Raw genomic sequence first — 16,155 nt, 5'->3', positions numbered from 1 at the left:
GTCTCGGTTAAGTCTCATCGCTTGTCCTTTTCTTGGTCGAAAACGCAAGTTAGAAACCTAACCATCCCTAGAATTCACTTTCTAGGGATTTTTTTGTTTTCAGCCTAGATCGGATTTACTTGACGATGAGAATCCGCGCTATTTATTGACCTACTAAAAAATTTTATCTAACTTTCGTTTTACATAGCGGGAAACCGCAACCGGATTTTTTGAGCTTTGCTCTTATCTTCTAGACTGGAATCGGCAAAATTCACAAACGCAGAAGATAGCAGGCAAACGCTCACGTCCCATTGGGGCGTGGGTTGTTGTCGTTTATTTATGCGTAATGGCTTTGCCGAGCCTCAGTCTGTAAGTAAGCGAAGAACGACACCACGCCTTTTTTATTTGAACGAAATTCATTCTTCATAAAAAGTCGTCAAGTTCTTCTTAAGTTCGAAAAGGTTGCATTCACAACAAAGTAAAGGAGCTTTTATGAAGAAAATATTACTTGCAGCAACCGTCACCGCATTTTTCGCAGCATGTTCTGACGATTCGTCATCATCTGCACCAAACGATTCTTCTGTTTCCAGCATTTACGAACTGGGCGCTTGTAACAGTAGCAACAGAGGCGAAACAAAATACGTCCAGGATAAGGACGACAACTATGTGTGCATCGGTGGAGAATGGATGGCAGAAAAGGATGCCTCCGCTCCTAAATCCAGCAATTCAGGAGGTTACGCGGATGCAATTACAAGTTCTGATTCCGGCGAAAATCCAAAGGAAGAAATCAAGGAACCTGCAAAGCAGGAAGTTTCCGTTTACACTACGGCGCGGACTACCCTAACCATCAACCTGCTCAAATACGAGCAGCTAAAAGCTATGGACGAAAAAGACAAGGAAGATGGCGAACCCCGAATTTCCTTTACCATAAAGTCCAGCAAAGACGGCATCGATGAAATGGATCCTGTCAAGACAACAACGATCAATCTCGGTAACGATGTGGGCTACTGGTTTGGCAGCAAGGAAGTTTCCGTACTATTGCCCAAGGGTATCAATATCATTCAGGTATGCCCCAAGTTTGTCGACGAAGACGCATTCTTTGACGACGAGGAATACACATCCACCAAATGCTACGCAATCAATGATGTAGGACAGAAAATCGACAAGACCATAAAACAGACCGACGACGGTTCTGCCTACTACACCATGGATTGGGAAGTAACGGTTACCTACTAAAATAAAATTTCACTAAAAAAATCCAGTCCCAAAATCTAGGGCTGGATTTTTTATACATAGTCTTAATTTATCTTACTTGCTCAGATCCTTGTTGGTCATGGCGCAGACGCAGGAGTCGGACCAGACGTTTTCAGCAGTCTCGATCATGTCGATGACAGCGTAAAGCGGGAGGATCACGCCCATGACGCCGATGTTTGCATTCATGCCCACCATGAGGGAAAGGGTCAGGAAGTAACAGCCCATGGGAACGCCAGCGTTACCCACTGCAGAAAGAACGGAAATGAACACCCAGGTGATCATGGTGCCGAGAGTCAGTTCCACACCGCTGTTCTGCATCACGAAAAGGCTGGTCACCAAAATGAAGGCGGCGCAACCGTTCATGTTGATGGTGGTGCAGATGGGGAGCACGAAGCGGGCCACTTCCGGCTTTACCTTCAGGTTGTCTTCGGCAGACTGCATGGTCACAGGCAACGTTGCGGCGGAACTCTTGGTAAAGAAAGCCATCATCACAGCGGGGCTCATCTTCTTGAGAACATGGATAGGATTCAGGCCGCGGGCAATAAGGAAAAGGGGCAGCACAATGAGGAACTGGATAGCGTTTCCGCCCATGACCACAGCCAGGTACTTACCCAGGGAACCCACCACCACGCCGGCATTCACCTGTGCAGAAAGCTGGGCGGCAAAGGCCACAACGCCAAGGGGCAAAGCCCAGACGAGAGCGCGGATCAAGGTAAACAGCAATTCGCGAAGACCGAGGATCACCTTCACAAGAGCATGCTTGTTATCAGAATCAGGCATAAAGGCGAGGCCCAGGCCCACGGCAGCGGCCACCATCAAGATACCCAGCACGTTACCGCTGAGGAAGGGCTGCACCACATTGTTGGGAACGATGCTGAGGAAATGATCGTAATAGCTCATGGCGCTCAGGTTCTGGGGAACTTCGGCGGCACCGCCACTGACCAGATCCATGGGCAGGTTGCCCGGTCCGATAATCTTATAGAGAAGCAGTCCCACGAAGGCGGCCGCAAAAGTGGTCAGCAAGGTGTAGATGATGGTACGGCCAAAAATGCGGCCGGTATTCTTCTGGACACCCAGGGCAGAAAGAGTGGTCATGAGGGCAAGCGCAATGGTAGGCACGGCCACAAACTGGAACAGGCGGGTATAAACAGAAGCGATGAAGTCAATCAGGTTCTGCAGACCTTCACTCTGGATCAGACCCAAAAGGGCACCAAGCACCAGCGCAACAACCCAGACAATAACCTGCGTCTTGACAGACTTGACTTTCCTGGCGGCTCCGGCCATAGCATTTTCGTTCTGAGACATTTGGACCTCACTAAAAAAAATCTGACCGAAAATTTAGAAAGATTAAAAATTCATATGGTAAAAACTTTTACATCTGTTATAAAAAATCAGACGGACCCATTTGACAAATAAACTCTCAATTTTTATCTATTCAGCAAATCTTTTTGGAGGTTTAATGAGGATTTCTTTTTTTAAAGGTCTGGCAAAAATTGCCGGCATCGTTCTCGTATTCGCAGCTACAATTTCCCTTTCCGCATGTTCCGGCGACAACGGCAGCGACGGTATCAACGGCGCAGACGGTAAAGATGGCAAAAACGGCAAGGACGCCAAGGAAGTCAACGTAGATTCCCTGGCAAGCGCCATCCGCGACGAAATCACCGGCACCCTGTGGGATTCCCTTTACGCAGAACCCTACGTAGACACCGTCTACAAGATTCTCTTCGACAACGCCTTTTCTGACGCCTGGATGGACTCCGTCCGCGAAGCCCTCATCGACAGCCTGAAGGAAGCCGATTTCGACTCCATGTACGCCAAGCTCTACGACAGCGTCTACGCCGATATCTACAGCCAGGCAGCCATCCGCACCCTCAATGCCTGGACATGGTCCGTCAAGAAGGACATCTACGGCGCCTTCGCCAATCAGTACCCCCTGATGTACAAGGACTACATCAATTCCAAGGGCGAAGTGCTTCCTGTGCCGGTATCCATCACCGTCAAGAACACCTGCGAAAACAGAACTTCGTTCAGCGAGCCGGAGATTCCCTGCCGCTGGAAGAAAATCACCGTCAAGTCCTGGATCGACGGATTCACTGACACAGCCAGCGTTACCGATTTCGTTAACCCCGACACCACAAGAATTTTCGCCCCCAGCCTCAAATTCAACAACAAGGCATTGGCTGCCCTTACCGCCCCCGAACAGGTGCAGATCCAGATCCGCGCCTACGCCCTGGAAAACGATCACGAAATCCTCTTCTATTCTTCATCTGAGCCGTCTACCATCCACCCCATGCAAATCAACGGCGCCGAATACGTCAACGTGCAAAACCGCTCGCTATGGAGCGCCGTATGGGTAACTCCCAACATGGACTCCATTACGGCAATCCACAAGGAACTGGAAGCCAAGCTGCCCAACGGATCCGTAAAGGCCTACCAGCTCTACGACGGCGACGAAAGCATGACCGAAAGTTCGGCACGATTGGTAAAGGCTGTATACGAAGTGCTCAGCGCCAAGGGCATCAACTACGTCAACAATACCGACGCAGGCTCCCCTGGCCAAAAAATCAAGTACCCCATCGAAGTGCTCCGTACCAAGCAGGCAAACTGCATCGAAGGCACCAACCTCTTCGCCAGCATCCTGGAATCCCTTGGAATGCACACCGTCATCGTCAACATCCCCGGTCATGCCTTCCTGGGCTGGTCCACCAACGAAGAGGACTCCAACTACAACTTCCTGGAAACCACCATGGCCTGGGGCAGTAAGCCATCCACCTTCGCTGCCGCCTACGAAAAGGGCATGTCCACCTTCACGAACGAACAGGAAGAAGACCACTTCACCGACGGCTCATCGGAAATCATCCTGATCGAGAATGCCAGGGCCTTCGGCATCAGGCCCAACGACATCCCGTAAAAAAGCAACAATTGTTTGCAAAATGAACTAATTTTCTAAAAAAGATTGAATTTATCTAAAAATGTGCTTATTATTGTAGGCACATTTTTTATATCGTCATTTTTACATAACATAACAAAATCAAGAATAAACTATCACCCAAGGATAAGGAATAATAAATTCCTTGTTTTTGGGGACGCATAAAAAACAAAGCTAACCTTTTAGAGGCAATATGAAACAGGCATTCACCTTGTCTGCTGTAGACTTTACTGTACTCAAAAATCATAACGTTCAACATTGCAATGGGCTCATCCCCCATACCTTCCACATCGAAATTCCACTTGAGGAACTCCCGCTAGAAAAAATCGCCACCATGACAGTTGGCCAATGGGGCTATAGGAATATCCACCGCGAAAGATTCAAGGAAGTTCCAAACCACTGGCTGCAAGATCTCATTACCTTTGGCTGCGACCAGACCGGCATCTGGAGCGACGTCACCACCTTCGCCAATACAGAATTTCAATCCTTCGAAATGAGACTGCCTTCGCCGTCCATGAACCTCCGGGTTATCCTTCGAAAAAAGGGGAAGAGTTGTAGCGCCAACATCTTTATCACAGCACACTTCCTGCCCGAGGACCTCAGGAATTTCTGGCATTCAGAAGACGCCGAAAAGTATTTCGAGATTTTACACCTTTTCCAGATTTACGCGATCCCCTCTCAATGGCCTCCGAAGATAAGCGTCTGCATCGGAGAACCTTGGCACGTCTGCCCCTGCATTATCGGATTCAAGATTTTCTACGAAACGATGTTCCGAAAACCAAACCCAATCAAAATTCCCGATTTCTACTTCGGCAACAAGGACAGTTCCTGGACGCTGAACATTTCAAAAATTAGCGGTCAAAAAATCGAAGGTTCAAAGCCCATCAAGGAAACCATCAAGACGCCCCACGGAACATTCAACATCACCCGCCCCGCCACCAAGGAAGAAGCCAAGCAACAGAAAAAAGAGGCCAAAAAGACCCGACAGGAAAAACTGCAGAACCGCATCGAGCGTCAAAAGCAGGAAATGGAAAGTCTCAGGGAACAGCTGACCGCAGCGCAAAAGGCCTGCGCCCTGGCAGCAGAATCCAGCCGGCAAGCCGCCAACCGCCAAAACCGTGAATTGGAAGAACTGCAGAAAAAGCTGGAGCGCCTCAAGAAATCCAAGGAAAGCGCCATCGCCATGAAGGATGCCGAAATCGACGAAATCCAGAAAATCGCCGACGAGATCATGACCGCCAGCGAGGACGCCCAAAAAGAGCTGATGAACGCAGACTGGCAAATCCAAAATCTGAACGCCCAAGTCCAGGGACTTAGGCAAAGACAATCAGGCTCAGGGATTATTGCAGGCCCCGCCCAGGAACAGGAAAAATTTAGCGGAGAGTTCGAAATCGCCCTCATGAGCGCCCTCCATTTCGCCATGGATAACGCCCCCATCAAGGGAAACTCCCACAACCTCCGCTGCCGAGACATCTGGCAGGCATTCATCCAGACAAATGCAGACGCGGAACAATCCTACAGGAACTACAAGGCCAACGCCTCGAACCTTCTCGCTTCCATCAAGAAGAACAACTTCTGGAAAAGTCTCCCCATGCTCACGCCACTGGGAATGTCCTGCGCCTTGCACACAAACAATCATGGCAAGATCAGATTTATGGATGGAGATGGCCGCTACTCCAGCGTCGTATCCAGTACCCCCAGCGAAACGGCTTCAGGTCCCAGCAATTGCGCCGAGGACCTTAAGCACGTATTCCTCTATTACTGATAGCGAAGTAAGGGTTACCCGGCAAGATTCCTGGAATTAGGCCGGGATACGCCCGCCCCTTTCAAGAGGCTGCGGCCACCACCCTGGGGAACAACATCGATATGAATGGGAAGTTCGCCCTTTACCAAATCTACGTGGGTAATAACACCCAGCATCTTTCCCTTTTCCTGCTGAAGCTTCTGCAGAACTACAATGGTATCCTGCAACATGCGGGCATCCAGCGTTCCAAAGCCTTCGTCCAGGAACATGGAGTCGATGCAGACATTCTTGCTGGCAAGGGTAGAAATTCCCAAGGCAAGAGCAAGACTCACCAAGAAGCCCTCACCGCCTGAAATATTGCTGATAGGACGGATGGCATCGCTGTTATGATGGTCAATCAGCATGATATCCAGACTATCATCCTTTACGGTAAGTTCATAGCGGGGGAACATATCGTGAAGGTGTCCGTTGGCAGTTCGAAGCAAGTTCTTCAGGGTAATCACCTGGATAAACCTGACAAATTCATTGCCGGTACTATTGTTCAGCTTGTTTCCATTGAACCACCTCTGCATCTGGGCCCAGCGATCGCGCTTTTCAGTCAGCTGGTTCAGCTGCATCAGCAGGGACTCACACTTCCGACGCAAATCATCATCGTTCTTTCGTGCAGCAATCAGATTTGCAAATACACTGCTGAATTCATCCAACTTCGTCTTGAATTCATCAAGACCAATCTTCGCCACTTCTTCCGTTTCCTTGAAATCGCGCTTTGCCTGGTGAGCAGCAAACTGTTCATTCGCATTCTTCACAGAGGTCTTGGCCTCGGTCAGCTTGTGCTCCAGCGAATCCCTCATTTCTGCCAGGGCCTTACGTTCACTTTCCGGGAGGCGTGCAGCAACAAAGGCCTGTTCATCGGCAAAATTCTTAGCAGCAAGACTCTCCATAAAACCAGCCTGGAGTTTATCCAGTTCAGGCTTCTGTTGGCCCAGCATTTCCTGAAGTTCAGAAATCTTCTTTTGGCAGGAGTTCACGGTTTCGCGAGACTTCTGTTCATGATCAGCAGCCTGTGCAAAAGCGTCCTCCGCGTTTTTCTGAAGATTACGCGCTGCCTGACGCTCAGTTTCAACAACCTTTTCGCCAAACAGTTCCTTGCGAGACAATCCAAGAGCACTCAGATTATCCTGATGACCTTTCAAATTGATCTTGACAGAAGCCAGGCGGGCCATAGCATCAGCCAAACTCTTTTCCAGTTCAGCCTTCTGAGTGTTAAGGGAAGCCAGTTCAGTTCCGTAGTTCTGCTTATCTTCCACATTCTGACACCAATCAGAACTCTTCGCCTTAAGTTCCAAAAGAAGTGCATCGATGGATTCCGATTCAATGTTGGAGAACCAAGGAGACAACTGTTCCCTAAACCAAAGAGAAAGTTCCTGAATCTTATTTTGGGATTCTTCCAACAGTTTCTTCGCATCAGCTTCTGCATGCACCTTTTCAGCACGAACCACCTCTGCGTTGCTCAATTCCTTACCCAGAGTATCCGCAAGATTCTTCTGCTCGATGAACTTCACAGAAAGTGATTCCAATTCTTTCAGAACTCCCCTAGCATTTTTCAGGGAAATTCCATTTTCCCAGGAAGACAAGGCATCGTTCAGGTTCTTCAAATTCTCTTCGACACCCTTCTTTTCCATTTCCAGCTTGCGATTCAAATCCACAAGATCATTCTGGGCTGCAGAAATCTTGCCATCCAGTACAGTCAACTTACTGCTGGTTTTATCAATTTCACCATTCAAGGTTCGCAGATTTTCAGCCAGACCATTCAGAGACTCAATTCCTTCCACAACAGGGTGAGCATGGCCATCACAGGCAGGATGTTCCTTGGATCCACAAACCGGACATTCGCAGCCATCCTTGAGATGTTCTCGCAATTCCAACACGACTACAGGCAAGTCCTGCTGAATCAATTTTTCCTTCTGATTCTTCAAATCCTGAAGTACGGCTCTTTCATTCTTATGGGATTCCATGTAATCGGCAATGGACTTGTTCTTTTCGCCAATGTCAGATTTCAACCGTTCAGATTCAATCTGGTGTCTTGTCGCTTCGCTGGCGAAAGACTTAGCCTGGGGCAGAACATTCACAAGGTTTGCGTCATCCTTATGATTTTCCAGATAATCATTGGCAGAGGCAGCCAAATCCTTCTTACCCATCAAGGAAGCATCGAAATCTTCCAGGGCTTTCTTGGCATTTGTCATTGCAGACTTTGCGCATTTCAGCTCATCATTTTGGGCCTTAAGTTCCCGATTCTTGGTTTCCAGCAATGACAACTTCGATTCAATTTCCGCATCCTTTCCATTCTGCTGGATATAGCCATCAGCAACTTCCAGGCAATCGCTAATCGTTTGGATTTTTACGGCTACCGTTTCTACGCCCTGCTGGATTTTTTCCAATTCCCCCTGCTTCTTAGAGCAATCATCCTGAGCAGATTTCAGGTTATCCTTGGCACCTGTAATCTTGACATCCAAAGTGGAAACCTTCTCCCAAAGGATTTCGCCTTCAGCATAAGCCTTCTTCGCAGCATCCAGGGCTGCAGCCTTATCATTTTTCGCCTTAGAGGATTCTTTTAAGGCATCCTCAAACTTTGGCAAGTCGGCAACAGCATCCTTCAGAGACTTGTCATTTTCCTGTACAGCCTTGCGCTTTTCGCCCAAAATTCCATAGGCAGATTCCAGTTCCTGTGCAGCCAGGGCTGCCACCAGCTTCGCCTCGTTGGGTTCAAATTCCTGCTTTGCCTGAATAGCCTGAACTTGCAAGGCACTAGCCTCCGACACGCTCCTTTCGCGTTCATGTAAGGTCTCATACCAATTACAGATATTTGTCAAACGTGCAACGGTATCAGTCAAGGTCTTCTTCTGGCTTTCGCTGGTTGCAATCTCGTCATCCAGCTTCTTGCGATCTTCATCAGACATGGGCTGATTATCGTCCATCTTGACTTTCAGCTGCTCCACATCGTGATCCACCTTGGCATACAGGTCATGAACGGCAATGGCGATCTTCCTGTAGATTTCATCACCGGTCAACTTTTCAAGAATGGCGGCACGGTCATTTTCGTTACACTTCAGGAATTTATTGAATTCACCCTGGGCAAGCATCATGGACTTCGTAAACTGATCGAAATCCAGCCCAATAAGATTCTTCATCTTTTCTTCAATATCTTTCTGATTCGAGAAGGAAGCCTTATTCTCGCCAGTTTCCTCATCGGTCAACACCCAGGAATAACTCTGCAACTTTCGGGATTTTTCTGCACGATGCTGACTCCAGCAAGCCGAATACACCGAGCCCTTACACTCAAATGTCACCTTGGCAAAACATTCCAAAGTTCCATACGTCATGACCTCATTCACAGAGGAATTAATCTTTTCTTGCCTAGGAGTCAAACCATAAAGTGCCAGGCAGATGGCATCGAGGATAGACGTCTTTCCGGAACCCGTCGGGCCAGAAATGCAATACATGCTGCTATCGGCAAAGTCAGCACTTTCAAAATCAATGTTCCAATCCCCTGCCAGAGAATTGATATTGCGAAGTTCAACCTTCTTAATCTTCATCTTCTCTCCTCCTTAAACCTTGCTTTCCATGTTAGATGCAAGATCAACCGCCTCCTTGAACATATCAAGGAAACTATCATAAGATGCCTTGGCCTCATCGGAATCAATATCTACCTGCAGCCTTGAAGCAATCAACATCTTGAAGTAATCTTCCTTTTCGTACTGTTTTGTAGATTCCACATTCTCGCTGTAGGTACTCCCCACCCTTCTCAGGATTTCTCTAGAAATCCTATGACGCTTCACTACAAAATGACTGCTCTTTTCTTCTACGGCCAGGGCATCGTTCAAATTGACCATTTCACCAGAAGTCAGCAATACATCCACATAGGTATCCATGGGATTCTCCGCCAATTCCTTGTCCAGAGCCTTCAGTGAATTCTTGATAGAATTCAGGTCCCCTTCAATCTGCTCAAAACGGATCGCCCTAGGAACTTCCAGCTTTTCTACCTTCAGAGAGCCTTCCGTATCCACCAAGAGAACCTTACGCTTGTGCGTGCATTCATCAAAGCCCATAACGAAGGGGGAACCGGAATAGCGGACCTTCGGATTCTTGGCCACCATGGTATCATAATGGATATGACCCAGGGCAACATAATCCAGCCCCTCCGGGAATACATCTACAGTCACATTCCCCAAAGTACCAACCACATCGCGAACGCCGTCATCACCAGCCGTATAGGAATCTTCCTGATTACGTCCAGACAGGTTGGCAGCGTAAAGATGCCCAGTCGCCACAATGGGAATCTGGCGATCACCGCGAAGGTCCACAGCACGATTGTACACATCGGCATAAAAACGCTTTAGGATATCGGCATCGTCAAAACTTTCGTTCCTGTAGAACTCACGCAATTCCTGGTCGCGCATAAAGGGAACGGCACAACAAATTCCTATGACCTGTCCGGAGCGGTCCTTCATCTCGATGACCAAATCGTCTACAGTTCGGTTATTGATAGAACCCACCACCTTTACATTCAAGGCAGACAGCAGTTCAGCGGGAGCGTCAAGCAAGGTTCCAGAATCATGGTTTCCTCCAACCACAACCACATTGGTACATCCCATTCCAATCAGCGAGGCAAGAAAACTATAATACTGAGCCTTCGCACTATTCGAGGGATTTACGACGTCAAACACATCCCCTGCCAACAAAAGGGCCTGAGCTCCAGTTTCCACAATCCTATCCTTGAGCCAGGCAAGAAACTGCTTCGTTTCTTCGGTACGGTCAATATCATGCATGGTGTTACCAAGATGCCAGTCCGCCGTATGGATAAACTTCATTTTCTCTCTTCTCCTAAAAAATATGCGTTGTAGAACCAGACTCTTTTTCGGTCTACAAATATACTATCGAAGATTGACACTAAAATGTCAAATATGGGAGAAAAAATTATTTCAGCAATCTGCCCAGGGGGAATTCCTTGATCCGCTCCATGGAATCGCCTGCCGCCTTTCGAAGGTCCGATTCCAGCTCTTCGCGGAATTTCTCGAAATCCACCTTGCCGCCATCGGGCAGTTTTTTCCTGGACTTGAATGAACTCCCCTTGCGGTTCCTGTCAAAGGCCATTCTACGGGCAAGCAAATCCATCAGGTCGTGGCCCCGCAGGAAATTGGCAAAATATTTCGGGTGGCCCTCGATAAAATCCAGGACCTCCGCCGCCCTCTTTATAACGGCAGGCAAGTGTTCAGAATATTCATTCTCCGAAAAGGCCAGCATCAAGTTCTCGCCGATCAGTTCCAAGCTTGCAGAAGTCAGATGTTTCAGGTCCAGCAAGCCGAAGGAATCCATAAAGTCCACATCAAACTTCAGGCCGCCATGATTCCCGCCCTCCCGCTGACACAGCATCGAGGCATCGTCAGGCAAACCCCATTCCTCGCGAACCAGGATATTCGCCACCCGCAAAGCCCCCATGGTCACGCCCACCGTCTTGATCCCGTCACGGATACTCTCGATGATTTCGTCATCGTCATAATATTCCACCATCATGCCAGAATAGGAATCCGACAGGAACAGGAACGTTTCAAGATCGTTAAAGCCGGCGCAGGCGTCTACATCAAAAAGCTGATACAGCAGCTGTTCATCATCGATGATCCGCGAACTGTCATCCCTTGATTTTTTCAAAAGTTCCACGGCAAAGTCAAAATCCAGATCCACGCAGAACACCGCAAAATGGACCGTCGGATTTTCCAGGTATTTCCGGTAGCGGGCAAGCACGCCCTTCTTCTTGGGGCCGAATTCGATTTTCCATTTAAGACGGTCCTTCAGGTGACTCCGGAAGAATGTGCGGTCGTCATCCCCTTCTACAAACAACGTAATCTTATCCGAATGGGCGTCATTGCGCATTCGTGCCAGATTCACGTCGTAAGCGGGACGCTTCCTGCCAAAATCTTCCAGGTACTCGAAAGCCATCCGAACCTACTTGACCATCTTGGCCAGTTCCACAGTCTTGTCCCAGTGATCGCCGATAAAGGCCGGCGAATGAGTCGCCACGATAAACTGGCGCTTGGGCCTTGCGTTCTTCGCATCGCGGGACTCGTTCTGAATCTTGAAGAGGATCTCAGAAAACTCCTCCTGCCAACTGGGGTGGAAGGAAATTTCAGGTTCGTCCATCATCACCAGCGCCTCGGAATTATTGGCATCAAAAAGCAGACGCCCCAGAAGCACAATCAGATGCTGTTCACCAGAAGACAGGGCATCCAGGGGAATGGCTGCACCGGACCTGGAATTCTTGATCCCCAGGATACTTTCCCAGTCCGAGAGATTGATGGTAACCGTCTTCAGGTCCAGCAGTTCCTTCAGCGACTCCGAGAAAATCTTCAGCTTCTTGATCAGCGGTTCAAAAACATCCATCTTGGCCTTCACATCATCCAGATACATGCTGAACACGATCAATGCGGAATCGTCATCGGTCTCGGGATTCTTGCTCTTCTTCTTGTTGGCCGAAGTAATGATACCGAACTCGTTGCAACTCTTCTCCAGCCTGGCGATGGAAGTCATCTTGGAGGAAATCTTCTTGCGGGTCTCCTCGGCGGAAGGACGATTTTTCTGGTTCAGCGTTTCCACCACACGGTCCACGAAGTTGGATTCAAGATTTCGGGCAATCTGGAGCTGCGCCCGCATGCAGCGGTTATGAGCCGCACGGATATCGTCACTGATACTGAAAATCTTCAGAAGGTGAGGGTTCAGCCCCAGGTCCTGCCCCTCTTCGATCTGACGGCCACGAACGCGTCCGGCGAAACCCGAAACCGACCTTTCGATCTCTTCGTTGTACAGGCGGTTGGTACTGATGTAGTTCACCTCGAAATTCAGGCGACGCACCAATGTGACAAGCCACGGGAATATCCTGCGGAAGTGCAGACTGTACCTGCGGAACACACCCGACATGTCGAAGACTTCCCCATCCTTCTTGTCTTTCCAAAGTCTGCAGGACCCATTTGACATATATTGGTACATGGGCTCCAATGTCTGGATGGAACCCACCACCTCGCTGACGGAACGGTCGATATCCTCATCCGTAAAGAAATTCTCGAAGTCATCGCAACAGATGCGGCAAACGTAAGGCTGGAAAGTCTCCTCGTCGCTATTCTCAGAAGATGAGGCCTCCTCTTCCGACTCCTCCACGACACGGGCCGTCTTCTCGATGAACAATATGGTTTCCTTGGGCCTTGCCGCCTCCTCGTCACTGAGAGGTTCCGATCCCGGCCCCATTCTAGGTCTCCACTCGTCTCCCATGGTGCCCTTGAACTTCATTTCGATACGGTCAAAAACCAGGCCCGCAAAATAGCAGAAATTGCCCACGGCGGCAGCACGGATAATCTTCAGGACGGTGGACTTGCCGAAACCATTGGGTGCAGTCAAAATGGTAAAACCGTCGGTCTTCTCGAAATCAATTTCGTAGTCGAAAGTACCGAACAGCTTCTCGATCTTCAGGGAGGTAATTCTCTTCATAGACTTAAATCTAATTCAATAAACCCCGATGAACCCCTAAAAATGGCGATATCCCCAAAAAATGCCCGAAAACCGCCAACAAATAATTTCTATTTATGAGTTCGCAGGAAAAGAACTGCAAACTATAAAAACTTACCGAGGGCATTATGAATCTTGACGCAGCAGTCATCCCAAGCTATTATAGCCGCCTAGTCATGGCAAAGAATCAAGGTCATTTCAAGATTGCACAGGCTCTGCTTGAACTGATTGTCGGTTCCTCTGTGGAAGACAGCACTTCAGCAGTAGGCCGCAAGGCTCTTGAAAAGATTGCACAGGCCAAGGGTCATGCCGCAACTATTGCCGCCGGCACCGAATCCGTAGCTGAAATCCCTGCAGGCGAAGCCGCCGACTGGCAGGAATACGCCCTCCAGACTCCGCCCTACACCCGCAAGCTCGCCCTGGCACTGGCCACGTACTTCGTCCGCGCCAACCTGCTGGAAACCGCCTACGAGATGTACCTCTCCGCCGGCGAACTGGATGAAGACGGCAGCAGCGCAGAAGAACTCTCCGCAATCGCCGCCGCCGAATCCGGCAACATGGCCAACGACTTCGGCAAAAAGTGCGAAGAGGCAGGAAACCACGCCAAGGCTGCCGGCTGGTACAAGAAAGCCAAGGACGCAGGCCTCGCCGATGCCGATGCAGCTCTCGCCCGCATGCAATCCTTCCACGGCGTCACACGCTTTATCGCCCCCTGGCTCGAAATCGCAAAGAAGACCGGCCGCAAGGAACTTGCAGAAGCCATCGTCGCCATCGCCGCCAACGCAAAGGCAGGCAACATGGACGCCGTTACCATCAGCGAATCTGTAGTGCTCCCCTGCTACCAGGAACTGGATTTCTGGGAAAGCGAACTGGATGCCTATTTCAAGTTTTCCGGAGACGACAGCGAAGCCTACGGTAACGCCATCGCCGCCATCGGCAAGATCCTGGAACGCGCCAAGATGTACAACGTAGCCCTCCGCTGGTTCAAGAAGGCAGGAGCCTACAGCAAGGCCGCCAACGATGACGCCCGCCGCATGCTTCCTCTCAAGAGTAAGTCCATTACCATGCGCGAAGCCGACGACATCTACGATAGCACCAGCCCCATCCCTTCCCTCTGGAAGATCTAGGATTTACGCAACGGTTTACTACGAATGAATTGAAAAAAGGCAGGTCGTGAGACTTGCCTTTTTCTCGTTCGGGTAAAAAAAATCCGGACTTATTTCAACTGCAGTTTACTTGTCTGATATTTCGTCCCATCCTTGATGAAATAAAGTACACCCCGGGATTAAGGTCCTGCAAAATATGAATCTTTTACATACAAACCGGAAATGGAATTCAGTAATCCTAACCAACGGTATTCCATTTCCTAAACCTACATTCTACTGAATCCATAAAGTTCATCTGCAGTAGAAATAGCGTAACAGCCATCGCTATCCAAAGGCGGCTTTACAGATGCCGCAAATGCATTTGTATAGTAAAACGGAGAAATCTAGAATTTTTTCACTTCCACTCGACACTTCACAATTTCAAAACGATAAAAGTATCGTAAGACAAAAAAAGGAAGAAAAAATGGCAAATACGAATTAAGAAGAAAATCCCCTGATGCGCAATCCGGAATACAAACGCCTGGCAAACGAAAAAAACAAGCTGGTAAAGCAAATGACCTTCATGGAGCAGCGCCTAGAAAAATACGCCTACGCTCTCAACGGCAAAGACATCCAGCAAATCCAGCAGGCAAGCCGCAACGCAGCCCGCTAGGGCAATCACTCATGGGGAATAACCCCAAGCAGGCTTCACACGGTTATTTGTCTTATCCACCATAACACCTAAAAAAGCAAACGCGGGAAACAATCCCGCGTTTTTTGCAATGCCCTTAAGACATCCTGACCCTAATCTTCAGCAGGGGCATTCTCATTAGCTTCTCCTACCTCGGCCTCCTTCACCCAGAACATTCCCAGAATCTTTCCGGTGGAATCCATCTGGATCTTAAGGAATTTACCATCAGGAACCCCGACAGCACCAGTACGGCTACCGTCATAATCCATCCTTGTAGAAGAACCATAAGGTCAAATACTGGACAACTTCGCTGCATCGCGACGATTTGCAGCATCAAGAACCTTTACGCGAGAGGCATCGTAATAGTAAAGGACCTCCCCGTCATGCTGCTCAACTTCCTTGAACTTCAAGACAGCCAATTTCTGTGCGCTCCTGGCGTAAACCATATCTTGCCTTTCAGGAGAACCAGAAGTAAGTCCCAAAACTTTAGGCAAAGTAATCGCACAAAATACAACCAAGATAACAATAGTGATAATAAAATCTTTTCGCGTAAAAGCTCGTTTCATAGACATAAAGATAAAAACAAAAACACTTTTTTGAATGGTATTCGTCGGGCAGGCCCCGCAAACCCGGGGACAGGCGGAAAGGCCGCCGGCAGGGTCCGCCTTTCCCGGTAAGCCTCCTGCGACAGCTTATGGCCTGCGCCTTGCGACGGCAGGTGCGGTGGGCCGAAGCCGCGCCCATGTACGGCGGGCGATGCCCACGTCGAAGCCCCTGCGGCGGATACAAAAACAAAAAGCCCCCCGAGAGGTTTACCTCAAGGGGGGCGTGAATCCAGCGGCGACCTACTCTCCCGGACCCGTAGGCCAGGTACCATCGGCGATAGGAGGCTTGACTTCCGTGTTCGGAATGGGAACGGGTA

General features: G+C 49.1%; 12 protein-coding genes and 1 rRNA gene. 5 read left to right on the top strand and 8 right to left on the bottom strand.

Annotated features, from left to right (window positions below; all coding sequences use genetic code 11):
- Nucleotides 1–471 precede the first annotated feature (471 nt).
- A complete protein-coding gene (locus BUB94_RS15750; protein ID WP_073238848.1) occupies nucleotides 472–1,215 on the top strand; it encodes a hypothetical protein in 744 nt (247 codons plus the stop codon).
- Between the two features lie 72 nt (nucleotides 1,216–1,287).
- Here the strand turns inward: BUB94_RS15750 and BUB94_RS15745 are convergent, their stop codons facing one another.
- The gene (locus BUB94_RS15745; RefSeq protein ID WP_073238845.1) at nucleotides 1,288–2,538 is read right to left on the bottom strand and encodes a dicarboxylate/amino acid:cation symporter; all 1,251 of its coding nucleotides are present in this window, start codon (nucleotides 2,536–2,538) and stop codon (nucleotides 1,288–1,290) included.
- 154 nt (nucleotides 2,539–2,692) lie between these two features.
- On the opposite strand from BUB94_RS15745, the gene BUB94_RS15740 reads away from it, so the two are divergent.
- Nucleotides 2,693–4,144 carry a hypothetical protein gene (locus tag BUB94_RS15740; RefSeq protein WP_073238843.1) on the top strand — a complete coding sequence of 484 codons (1,452 nt, stop codon included), beginning with the start codon at nucleotides 2,693–2,695 and terminating at the stop codon, nucleotides 4,142–4,144.
- Between the two features lie 211 nt (nucleotides 4,145–4,355).
- Nucleotides 4,356–5,927, top strand: a complete 1,572-nt coding sequence (locus BUB94_RS15735) for a hypothetical protein (RefSeq protein WP_073238840.1) — start codon at nucleotides 4,356–4,358, stop codon at nucleotides 5,925–5,927.
- Between the two features lie 14 nt (nucleotides 5,928–5,941).
- Here the strand turns inward: BUB94_RS15735 and BUB94_RS15730 are convergent, their stop codons facing one another.
- The 4 genes from BUB94_RS15730 to BUB94_RS15715 all read right to left on the bottom strand — a co-directional run bounded on the left by BUB94_RS15730 (nucleotide 5,942) and on the right by BUB94_RS15715 (nucleotide 13,439).
- Nucleotides 5,942–9,499 (bottom strand): AAA family ATPase, encoded by a 3,558-nt coding sequence (locus BUB94_RS15730; protein ID WP_073238837.1) that lies wholly within the window; start codon nucleotides 9,497–9,499, stop codon nucleotides 5,942–5,944.
- 12 nt (nucleotides 9,500–9,511) lie between these two features.
- The gene (gene sbcD / locus BUB94_RS15725) at nucleotides 9,512–10,774 is read right to left on the bottom strand and encodes an exonuclease subunit SbcD (RefSeq protein ID WP_073238835.1); all 1,263 of its coding nucleotides are present in this window, start codon (nucleotides 10,772–10,774) and stop codon (nucleotides 9,512–9,514) included.
- A 106-nt stretch (nucleotides 10,775–10,880) separates the two neighbouring features.
- Nucleotides 10,881–11,900 (bottom strand): DUF4435 domain-containing protein, encoded by a 1,020-nt coding sequence (locus tag BUB94_RS15720; protein WP_073238832.1) that lies wholly within the window; start codon nucleotides 11,898–11,900, stop codon nucleotides 10,881–10,883.
- A 6-nt stretch (nucleotides 11,901–11,906) separates the two neighbouring features.
- Nucleotides 11,907–13,439, bottom strand: coding sequence for an AAA family ATPase (locus BUB94_RS15715; RefSeq protein ID WP_073161269.1), 1,533 nt, complete (start codon nucleotides 13,437–13,439; stop codon nucleotides 11,907–11,909).
- Between the two features lie 146 nt (nucleotides 13,440–13,585).
- Here BUB94_RS15715 and BUB94_RS15710 point away from each other — a divergent pair, with 146 nt between their 5' ends.
- On the top strand, nucleotides 13,586–14,584 hold the full coding sequence (locus BUB94_RS15710; protein WP_073238829.1) for a hypothetical protein: 999 nt from the start codon (nucleotides 13,586–13,588) through the stop codon (nucleotides 14,582–14,584).
- A 475-nt stretch (nucleotides 14,585–15,059) separates the two neighbouring features.
- Nucleotides 15,060–15,215 (top strand): hypothetical protein, encoded by a 156-nt coding sequence (locus BUB94_RS16995; protein WP_175549753.1) that lies wholly within the window; start codon nucleotides 15,060–15,062, stop codon nucleotides 15,213–15,215.
- Nucleotides 15,216–15,346: 131 nt separating this feature from the next.
- Here BUB94_RS16995 and BUB94_RS16990 read toward each other — a convergent pair whose 3' ends face one another.
- The 3 genes from BUB94_RS16990 to rrf form a co-directional block, all read right to left on the bottom strand.
- On the bottom strand, nucleotides 15,347–15,502 hold the full coding sequence (locus BUB94_RS16990) for a hypothetical protein (protein ID WP_158236521.1): 156 nt from the start codon (nucleotides 15,500–15,502) through the stop codon (nucleotides 15,347–15,349).
- A gap of 21 nt (nucleotides 15,503–15,523) precedes the next feature.
- Nucleotides 15,524–15,679 carry a hypothetical protein gene (locus tag BUB94_RS16985; protein WP_158236520.1) on the bottom strand — a complete coding sequence of 52 codons (156 nt, stop codon included), beginning with the start codon at nucleotides 15,677–15,679 and terminating at the stop codon, nucleotides 15,524–15,526.
- 386 nt (nucleotides 15,680–16,065) lie between these two features.
- Nucleotides 16,066–16,155 (bottom strand): 5S ribosomal RNA (rrf, locus tag BUB94_RS15700); the annotation flags it as partial.

The sequence above is a fragment of the Fibrobacter sp. UWH9 genome (assembly GCF_900129715.1).
Lineage (GTDB): Bacteria > Fibrobacterota > Fibrobacteria > Fibrobacterales > Fibrobacteraceae > Fibrobacter.
Note: the sequence above shows the minus strand (reverse complement) of the source record. Positions and strands in the feature narration are given on the sequence as shown.

Excerpts from the sequence above, each read along its gene's own strand:
- BUB94_RS16990 (WP_158236521.1), bottom strand. The coding sequence starts at position 15,502 with ATGGATTATGACGGTAGCCGTACTGGTGCTGTCGGGGTTCCTGATGGT.
- BUB94_RS15740 (WP_073238843.1), top strand. The coding sequence starts at position 2,693 with ATGAGGATTTCTTTTTTTAAAGGTCTGGCAAAAATTGCCGGCATCGTT.
- BUB94_RS15730 (WP_073238837.1), bottom strand. The coding sequence starts at position 9,499 with ATGAAGATTAAGAAGGTTGAACTTCGCAATATCAATTCTCTGGCAGGG.
- BUB94_RS15750 (WP_073238848.1), top strand. The coding sequence starts at position 472 with ATGAAGAAAATATTACTTGCAGCAACCGTCACCGCATTTTTCGCAGCA.
- BUB94_RS16985 (WP_158236520.1), bottom strand. The coding sequence starts at position 15,679 with ATGGTTTACGCCAGGAGCGCACAGAAATTGGCTGTCTTGAAGTTCAAG.
- BUB94_RS15735 (WP_073238840.1), top strand. The coding sequence starts at position 4,356 with ATGAAACAGGCATTCACCTTGTCTGCTGTAGACTTTACTGTACTCAAA.
- BUB94_RS15745 (WP_073238845.1), bottom strand. The coding sequence starts at position 2,538 with ATGTCTCAGAACGAAAATGCTATGGCCGGAGCCGCCAGGAAAGTCAAG.
- BUB94_RS16995 (WP_175549753.1), top strand. The coding sequence starts at position 15,060 with ATGCGCAATCCGGAATACAAACGCCTGGCAAACGAAAAAAACAAGCTG.
- BUB94_RS15710 (WP_073238829.1), top strand. The coding sequence starts at position 13,586 with ATGAATCTTGACGCAGCAGTCATCCCAAGCTATTATAGCCGCCTAGTC.
- sbcD (WP_073238835.1), bottom strand. The coding sequence starts at position 10,774 with ATGAAGTTTATCCATACGGCGGACTGGCATCTTGGTAACACCATGCAT.
- BUB94_RS15720 (WP_073238832.1), bottom strand. The coding sequence starts at position 11,900 with ATGGCTTTCGAGTACCTGGAAGATTTTGGCAGGAAGCGTCCCGCTTAC.
- BUB94_RS15715 (WP_073161269.1), bottom strand. The coding sequence starts at position 13,439 with ATGAAGAGAATTACCTCCCTGAAGATCGAGAAGCTGTTCGGTACTTTC.